Below are 9,207 nucleotides of genomic sequence, written 5' to 3'. Positions count from 1 at the left end.
CATGTCATTAAGATCTGAAATATTCAAGCCATACCTCGCTATTTTAGAACGATCATACTTCACAGTCATTTGCGGTAGGCCTTCGGTTTTTTCGATAATAATATCCGAAGCTCCTTCTACTTTTGCAATCGCTCTCTTGATTTCGTTGGCTTTTCGAGCCAAAACATTTAGATCTTCACCAAAAATCTTCACTGCCACATCAGAGCGTGTACCAGATATTAATTCGTTAAAACGCATCTCAATCGGTTGTGTAAATTCAATTTCCATGTTCGGAATTTGCTTTTCTATTGCTGCTTTAATTTTATCGGCTAGTTCATCCTTTGTAGCTGCAGAAACCCATTCTGATTTTGGTTTTAGCTTTACAATGACATCACTTTCCTCCATACTCATAGGATCTGTAGGGACTTCGGCAGCACCAATACGGCTTACTACTTGTTCCACTTCTGGAAAATTCTTGAGTACTATTTTCTCAATTTTTGTTGTTGTAGCAATTGTTTTTGTCAAAGTAGTTCCTGTTTTAAGAACGGGTTGAATTACAAAATCGCCTTCGTCAAGTGTGGGGATAAACTCGCCTCCCATGGTTATAAATAGGGTAATTGCTACCACTAGTAAAGCACCCGCACCGTACAACACTTTTTTAGTATTGATTAACGCCCAAGTAATAATAGGCAAATACCATGAATTTAACTTACGGATCAATCGGCTAGAGATAGATTTTGAGTTTTCGATTGTTGGTTTCAAAAATAAGGAAGAAACGACCGGAACATAGGTGAAGCAAAAAATCATGGCTCCTACTAAGGCAAAACTAAAAGTCATTGCCATAGGTTTAAACATTTTCCCTTCGATTCCTGTCAATGAAAGAATCGGGATAAAAACAATGAGTATAATCAATTGCCCAAATATAGCCGAATTCATCATTTTTGAGGCGCTATTGTATGTAATTTGGTCGATCTCGAGTCGCCTGTCTTCTTTCGAAAGTGGTCCTAATTGCGCCGATTTACTGGCTATCTGAAAAGCAATAAATTCGACTATAATCACCGCACCGTCAATTATAATTCCGAAATCAATTGCACCCAAACTCATCAAATTGGCATCAATTCCAAAAATATTCATCAAGGAAATAGCAAATAATAAACACAAAGGGATCACAGAAGCAACTACCAATCCAGAGCGCCAATTTCCTAACAATAAAACCACTACAAAAATCACAATCAAGCAACCTAAAATTAGATTTTCGGCAACAGTTGCAGTTGTTTTTCCAACCAATTCACTACGTTCCAGGAATCCATTGATGTAAACGCCTTCCGGCAAAGATTTCTCAATTAAAGCGATTCTAGCTTTTACATCATTGATTACTTGTTTTGAATTGGCTCCTTTCAGCATCATTACTTGCCCTAATACCTTCTCACCTTCTCCATTTCCTGTGATGGCTCCAAAACGATTAGCACTACCAAAACGGACTTCGGCAACATCTTTTATGTAAATAGGAAAACCATTATTGCTTGAAACGACTATTTTCTCAATGTCTTCTAAGTTATTTACTTTACCCTCGGCACGAATAAAATAACTTTGATTTACTTTTTCGATATACGCACCACCAGCGATACTATTGTTTTTTTCTAATGCAGTAAAAACATCTGTTGTAGCGATATTCATGGCCTTTAATTGCGATGGATTGATGGCTATTTCGTATTGCTTTAAATAACCTCCCCAGGTATTGATCTCAACCACCCCTTTGATTCCTGATAATTGTCTTTTTACCACCCAGTCTTGGATAGTTCTTAAATCGGTAACGGAATAATTATTTTTAAATTCGGATTTTACTTCTACCGTATATTGATAAATCTCTCCAAGACCAGTAGTTATAGGTCCCATGGTAGGAGAACCAAAGCCAGCGGGGATTTTCTCAGAGGCTGATTTGATTTTTTCGGCAATTAATTGTCTTGGTAAGTAGGTTCCTAAATCATCCTCAAAAACAATAGTAACAACAGATAATCCAAATTTTGAAATAGAACGAATTTCTTTCACTCCAGGCAAATTGGCCATTTCAATTTCGACAGGATACGTAATGTATTGTTCGATATCTTGGGTAGAAAGGTTCCCAGAGGTGGTGATTACCTGAACTTGATTATTCGTAACGTCAGGTACAGCGCCAATGGAAATTTGAAAAATAGAATAAACTCCGAATCCAAATATTCCTAAGGTAAACAGCAATACGATGAGTTTGTTTTTAAGGCTAAAAGCAATAATTTTTTCTAACATAAACGTTGTTTTTTTGATATTCAAAAGTAAATCATTTGCATGCCTTTTCTCTTAAGAACGCCTTAAGGTATGATTAAAGAAAGCTTAGGATAACCTTTGTCCCTGCTCCTTCTTGGCTTTGTATATTTACTTTAATCTGAAGAATTTCCGCCAATCTATTAACGATAGACAATCCTAAACCTGTTCCTTTAATTTCAGGATGTTCCGATGATTTGGAACGATAAAATTGGTTGAATATCAGTTTTAGATCTTCTGCAGGAATTCCAATACCGGTATCCGAAATATGACATTCTACCACCGATTCCTTTTCGATTAATGAAATAGTGATAGCGGAGTTTGGATTAGAATATTTGATTGCATTTGATAAGATATTAGAAAGAATAATCGAAAGCAAATAATGATCGCTCTTGCAATAATATTCTTTGCGAAATGAACTGATTACAGAGATGTGCTTTGAATCAATTGCATTTGAAAACCGACTTAGCCCCTCAGCAATAACCGAGTTCAAGCTTATATTTTCGATCACTACGGACTGATTTTGGTTTTCAAATCGTGCTAAAAGTAACAATTGATCTACGAGTTGATTCAATCGATCCACTTCGGTAACACAATAGTGAATCTTTTCATGGTACTCATCGGTCGTGCGTGGCTTTCTCAAGAGCACTTCTAAAGTTCCTTTTATAACTGTTAAAGGAGTCCGCAACTCGTGCGAGGCATCAGAGGTGAATTTTTTTTCTCTTTCAACTGCCGTTTCTATTCGGTCTAATAAACTATTTATTGTTTGTGAAAGAACATACAGTTCGTCTCTTTTTTGTGGCAACAGAATTCGAGAGCTAAGATTGTCCTTAGTAATTCTGTTTGAAGTTGCTATAATAGTACTTATGGGAATAATACTTCTACCAGCAATAAAACGCGCAATTAAAAATAGAATTAATAATATCAAGGGATAGGCGACGATTAATATCTCTAATAAATTTTGCAAAACCATTGTTGCATCCTCTAAAGACATAGCAATCATTAAATAACCGATCGTATGCTTATTGGAAATAATAGGAACTTGGATCTGTCTAATTTTATTGGAAGACAAACTGGTGTCAAATAAAGTATTGTTTTCGACCTCAGGATGGAATGCCAACACTTCATTTTTTAGATTAGGCGATTTCTCCAACACACGGTTTTTATTGCCTAAAAACTGCACAAATACCGGGTTTACATCAACGGTATTGTGTTCTCGCTCCTTCCACTCTTCCATATGAATCAAAAAAAAGGCATCTCCTTTAATCTCAATTTCATTTAAGTGATTTTTTACTTCCTTACCAATATCGTTATTTACATGATTGTAAACACTAAAACGGACAATAGAATAAATAGCAAAAAATACCACAAAGATCAACAATGCCGTGGTGACGATGTAATGAAACGCTATTCTGTTTTTAAATGAAAATTGTTGCATCTTTATTTTTAATCATTAGCAATATAGCCTACTCCTCTAATTGTCTTAATATAATCTTGATCAATTTTGAGGTTTAATTTTTTCCGAATAGCATTAATAAAAACATCAATTACCCCCGTATCGTATTCAAAATGAATATCCCAAACCTGTTCGATAATCTGGTTTCGAGTACATACTTTCCCTTTGTTTTGTACTAAATAAGTTAAAAGTTCCAATTCGCGATGCGTAAGCGAAACGGGAATTTCATTTGCTAAAACAAGATGTTGATCTAAATCAATTACAATATGACCTAAAGAAAGTACTTGAGAACCAGTTGTTTTTCTAAAATGTACTTTTATACGTTCTAGCAATTCTTCAAAACTGAAAGGCTTTTTAATGTAATCATTCGCGCCTGCTTTTAATCCTTCAACGGTTTCCTGTATTGTATCTTTGGCAGTTAAAAACAAAATAGGGGTGTTCATATCACTATTTCTAATTGCCTTGCACAATTCTAAACCTGTCATTTTGGGTAGCATCCAATCTAATAAAATCAAATCATAGGTGTTGCTTTTAAACAATTCAAAACCTTGTAGTCCATCAACTGCAGTGCTCACCCGATAGCCTTCTTCCTCCAGACCTTGTTTTAGGAATTGGATTATTCCAAGTTCGTCTTCTACGATTAAAATATGCATAGTATTCCAAATTTTGTGTGCTTCTTATGTAAAACCAAAAGGAAGCTATTGAGCAATAATCCAGTTCACTAACGGCTCTGATTCCAATATCAAATTAAGGATATTAATTCATAGCCAAAAGTTTTTAAAAAAGACTAAAATTGATGCTATTGTCATGCCTTAAAAATTATTGATTAGCTCTAAAAAGTTCGTACGTTTTCAAAAAATAAAAAACTTCAAATACTTTTTTATTTAGCAACCGAAAGTACAATCGATCTGACCTACTTAAACGAATTGCAAGCCATTTTCTTCCAAAGATAACATCTTTATAAAACTCACAGCAGTACCAAATTTACATTTTAAGTAAAACTTAAGAAAGCAATATTCACACCTTTCGGCTGATGCTGTACTATTTTGAGTACTTTTGCCGAAAAAATAAATAAATGTCGTTTCTTAAAAAATTTGCTCCTTTTTACAATCTTGCTGCATTTTATATCGCGGTTAGCGTAGTACTCCGAATTGTTTTGCTTTATCATCCTATAACTCAGTCCACATTTACTGCCGTAGATACTTTAAAAATATTCGTTTTAGGACTAGCATCTGACTTCTTTGTTTTTGCTTTAGCGAGTGGTTTTTTATGGTTATACCTTATTTTTATTTCCAATAAAAAATATCATAAACCCTACGGATACATCATTTTAGGGTTAATGATTAGTCTTTTTATCTATATTGCTTCGGGGCAATCGATACTGTCGGAATATGGAGGAGCATTACCTGAAATTGGTTTGGCTTTTGTTGGTCTAAAAACAATTCTGTTTGGCTTATTGCTTTTTTTACCCAAACAACGTGCTAAAATCCGATTTTGGCTATTCAGCTTTGTACTGTTTTTATATGTTGTTTTAATATTGCAAAATGCCATCAGTGAATACTTTTTCTGGAATGAATTTGGAGTAAAATATAATTTTATTGCTGTTAATTATTTAGTTTATACTAACGAAGTTATTGGCAATATTATGGAGTCCTATCCCGTAATTCCATTATTTAGCGGTCTCTTTTTTATTGCAGGTTGCGTCACCCTACTGCTTTTAAAAATCTCGAAGGACTATATCGTTTCTATTCCCACATTATCAGAAAAAATCAAACTCACATTGATTTATTTTACTCTACTTGCCATTTCCTTTTTTGCCATTCCTTCTTTAGCTCGCACAGAGAACTCTCAAAATAAATTTACAAATGAGCTACAATCAAACGGAATGTATCGCTTTTACCTAGCCTTTGTGAATAGTGAGTTGGACTACTTTAAATTTTACAAAACACTTCCTACCAATGAAGCGTACGCTATATTAGCGACTCAAATTCCAGGTATACAAGATCACTCTAGCTCAAGACTTATTGAAGATCTAGCTACTGAAAATCATAAGAATGTTGTGCTCATAACTATTGAGAGTTACAGTGCTGATTTTATGAAAGCCTATGGAAATGACCAAAACATAACTCCGTTTTTAGATCAATTAGCAAAAGAAAGTTTACTGTTTACTAATTGTTACGCATCAGGAAACAGAACCGTTCGTGGGCTTGAAGCGGTAACTTTATCTTTACCTCCTACTGCTGGAGAGAGCGTGGTGAAAAGAAAAGACAACAAAAACAAATTCTCAACAGGAAGCGTTTTTGCTCAAAAAGGATATGCTGTCAATTATTTATACGGTGGTGATTCCTTCTTTGATAACATGGAAGATTTTTTTACAGGAAATGGATATAAAATTATCGATAAGAAATCTTTTAAACCTAATGAAATCACTTTTTCGAATGTATGGGGTGTTTGCGATGAAGACATGGCTGACAAAGCCATAAAAGTTATGAATGAGCAAGCCTTAGCGGCTAAACCTTTTTTCAATCATTGGATGACTGTTAGTAACCACAGACCTTTTACATATCCTAATGACAAAATTGATATTCCTGGGGATGCCAAGTCAAGAGAAGGTGGAGTAAAATATACTGATTATGCCTTAAATAAGTTTTTTACAATGGCCAAAAAACAGCCATGGTTTAAAAACACTGTTTTTGTGATTATTGCTGACCATTGTGCTTCAAGTGCGGGAAAAACGGACTTACCAATCGATAAATACCGAATTCCTGCTATGATCTATAGTCCGGGTTATGTGACGGCAGGTCGATATACAAATTTAGTCTCTCAAATTGATATTATGCCAACCCTTTTTGGACTGCTTCACTTCCAGTACCAATCGAAATTTTTTGGTCAAGATGTAATGAAGGAGGATTACAAACCAAGAGCCTTTATTGCCACTTATCAAGATCTTGGTATGATTAAGGACAATGTTTTAACGATCCTATCACCAAAACAGCAAGTAAAACAATTTGAACTAACCTTAAAACCAAAAGAAGGAATCGAGGCTGATTTTCAAGCGTATTACGATCAAAAACAATTGCAATCACCAAGACCTGATTTGATTAAAGAAACAATAGCTTATTATCAAACAGCCTCGGATGTATTGAAGCAAAAAAATTACCAAAAGAAGTAAAAACAAAAAGCCTGTGAAATCAATCACAGGCTTGTTTATTTTAAATAAAAAACTAGATCTTATTCAGCGTCTTTATCATCAGCTACTCCAAAAATATCACCTTTTTGAAATAATCTAGCATCCTTTTTCAACAGTTTAGTATTACGTACTGTAAGCGCTTTTGCATCCAAACTACTTAGGTCTGGTTTTCCAGCATTTACCCAAGCTGTATACCAAAAACTAGCGGTTGCCGTGACTGCTTTTTTCATTTGGCTTTCTACCATTCCATCAAGTGCGGTGTGCAATTTTGCAGCATACTCGTCATTGTATCGTGCACTGTTGTATTTATTTTTAATTACATTTCCTTCCGCATCAGTAACATAAATTTGTGCAGGTTGTAAACTAGTTCTTAAACCTTTGTCAGCTGTTAATAAAGTAGGAACTAGACTGTGTGTATCATTAATCATATCCCATATTGCTTGATCCACATCTTTGTAATAAGTAGCTGGAGCAACATTAAACTTATAATTCTTTACAAACAATTCTGGCAATCTACTTTCCCATAAACTGTGGATACCTTTTTGATCTGATAATTGTCCGTCATGATTGTCAGATGTATGCAATGGCATGTGCGCATCTCCAATATAATGTCCTAAATCAGCTGCAATAAATAAAATTTCGTTTTTGCGTTTTTCCTTGAATGCAGTAGTTAACTTCTCCATCATTTCTTGGATGTACCATGGTAAAGTCCCGTTTTTCGACAAGAACTTTTCATCGTATTTCTTTTTAGCTTCTGTCATGTTTTTAGGAAAACTAGCAACATCACCAAAGTTTTCCATGTCGAAATAATGCCTTGGAGCTTCGTTTTTATCTGCTATCACGTATTTACGTAAATCAGGCACCGTTGATTCTTGTGTGATAAAATCAATATGGTTGTAAAAAAATACTATCAAAGGCTTAGGTAATGCCATCACAGCCGCTTTATTGATGCGTTCATGACCAACAATACCCCATGATAATGTTAGGAATCCTATTGCAATAGCAACAGTCATGATTCCTAGAGATTTAATTTTTTTGGTTTTCATTCTTTTCTTTTTTTTGAGCTACAAATGTATTTTTTTTAAATACATTTCAAAGAAAATAAATTTAAGATTGTGTTAATTTAACAATTGTCAATCTAAGTCAACAGTAAGCCACTTCAAAAGCAACTACAACAAGCCATTGTACTTACGAACAAACCATTCCGTTGCTAAAAAAATAGAGATTAATATCAGCAACCAATACCAATCAATAAGAGGAGATCGTGTTGTGTTACTTTTTTGTACTGCTTTGTAATTTTGATCTTGTACCAAGGATTCAATCAGTTGATCCATTTGATTTGGAAAATAAAGTTTTCCCTTCGTAAGCGTAGCTAATTGGTTGAGCTTGTCCTTATCTGGATTCACGAACTGCTGCTCAATATCAAAGTCTAAGATTTCAAACGAACTAGAGTAAGTGGTCTTGCTATTTAATTCAGTCACTTTAAAACTATAATTTCCTGCTTCTAATCCGTCTAAATTAACCTTGTAACTGTTACTCCCTTTTAGTAAATCATAGGTGGTAACTTTCTTTGTTTTTGAATTGACAACTGCAATTGTTAAACGTGCTTTTTCATCAAATTCATAATTCTTATTAAAATACTGTGCCGTAATCTCGATCGCTTCGCCACTATTGTAAAAACTTTCATGGTTGACTACTAGCGACTTTTTGGATCCGTTGGAAGCTAAATACTGAATAATCTTATCTATAAAAATATCGTATTTATCATAAGACTGTTCATCAATATGACTCTGCAAACGCCATTTCCAACTATTTTCACCAAACAAGTAAGCTGTCCGTTTACCTTGAACATCGCTAAAACTCAATAAGGAAGCTCCGGTATCCAAATTCCTGATTTTAGAAGAAAGTAAGACACTTGCCGTATTGTTGGCCTGAATTTTACCATAGGCATTTTGCAATGGTGGAAAATTTTCGAAACCTATATTATCTGCTGCAAATAAATTAAACTGATCCTCAAATTTGGGCAAATAATCTTCTTTTTGAGAACTCATTTTAAAAACAAAACTAGTTTGAATCTGATTTAAAAAATCAAAATCAGTATGCGTTCCTGTTATGATAAAAGTATTTAATCCTGCTCCTTTATTTAAATCTAAAACCGACTTAAAGGCTGTGGTGGGTTGATATAAAATCAAGATTCCGTAATCCTGTAATGACTTCACATCTTGTGGCTTAAGTATACTCACTTTGCGCTGCGCATTAGACTCAATTGAACGTTTGATTGCAC

General features: G+C 34.4%; 5 protein-coding genes and 1 pseudogene. 1 reads left to right on the top strand and 5 read right to left on the bottom strand.

Annotation, left to right across the window (positions count from 1 at the left end):
- The 3 genes from P8M54_RS04100 to P8M54_RS04090 all read right to left on the bottom strand — a co-directional run.
- The coding region (locus tag P8M54_RS04100) for a CusA/CzcA family heavy metal efflux RND transporter (RefSeq protein WP_300285507.1) at positions 1-2,262 on the bottom strand (2,262 nt) is incomplete at its 3' end.
- Between the two features lie 73 nt (positions 2,263-2,335).
- Positions 2,336-3,715 (bottom strand): ATP-binding protein, encoded by a 1,380-nt coding sequence (locus P8M54_RS04095; RefSeq protein ID WP_300285505.1) that lies wholly within the window; start codon positions 3,713-3,715, stop codon positions 2,336-2,338.
- A gap of 8 nt (positions 3,716-3,723) precedes the next feature.
- Entirely contained in the window at positions 3,724-4,386 is a 663-nt protein-coding gene (locus P8M54_RS04090; protein WP_300285503.1) for a response regulator transcription factor, read from the bottom strand.
- Between the two features lie 422 nt (positions 4,387-4,808).
- Here P8M54_RS04090 and P8M54_RS04085 point away from each other — a divergent pair, with 422 nt between their 5' ends.
- Positions 4,809-6,905 (top strand): alkaline phosphatase family protein, encoded by a 2,097-nt coding sequence (locus tag P8M54_RS04085; RefSeq protein WP_300285501.1) that lies wholly within the window; start codon positions 4,809-4,811, stop codon positions 6,903-6,905.
- A 59-nt stretch (positions 6,906-6,964) separates the two neighbouring features.
- Here P8M54_RS04085 and P8M54_RS04080 read toward each other — a convergent pair whose 3' ends face one another.
- Positions 6,965-7,969 carry a zinc dependent phospholipase C family protein gene (locus tag P8M54_RS04080; protein ID WP_300285499.1) on the bottom strand — a complete coding sequence of 335 codons (1,005 nt, stop codon included), beginning with the start codon at positions 7,967-7,969 and terminating at the stop codon, positions 6,965-6,967.
- A gap of 123 nt (positions 7,970-8,092) precedes the next feature.
- Positions 8,093-9,207: pseudogene (locus P8M54_RS04075) on the bottom strand (hypothetical protein); the annotation flags it as partial.

The organism is Flavobacterium sp., from assembly GCF_029242675.1.
GTDB lineage: Bacteria > Bacteroidota > Bacteroidia > Flavobacteriales > Flavobacteriaceae > Flavobacterium.
The sequence above is the reverse complement of the archived record's forward strand: the minus strand, read 5'-3'. Positions and strand labels throughout refer to the sequence as shown.